A 254-nucleotide genomic window follows, 5' to 3' on the forward strand; every position below is an offset into this window, starting at 1 on the left:
GGGATATCAGTCACTACCTGATGCATAGGTACAACTGGATACGGCCGCATCAGTTCAATGACGGACTGGCGCCGGCTGTCGCGGAAGAAAAACTTAACGCAGTGTCCGGAATCAGTTGACCACTACAGTGTTCGGCGATGCAAAGATGACGACCGCGCTGCTTGACCGGCTCACGCACCACTGCCACATTGTGGAAACAGGTAACGATAGCTATCGTTTCAGAAACAGCACGACACAGCCAAAGAAGGAGAGAA

The 254-nt window shown here is 52.4% G+C and carries 1 pseudogene; it reads left to right on the top strand.

What is annotated here, in order from left to right:
* Positions 1-124: 124 nt before the first annotated feature.
* Positions 125-254: pseudogene (locus tag G3N58_RS33915) on the top strand (ATP-binding protein); the annotation flags it as partial.

Origin of the sequence: Paraburkholderia sp. Ac-20342, from assembly GCF_017104985.1 — a bacterium.
GTDB lineage: Bacteria > Pseudomonadota > Gammaproteobacteria > Burkholderiales > Burkholderiaceae > Paraburkholderia.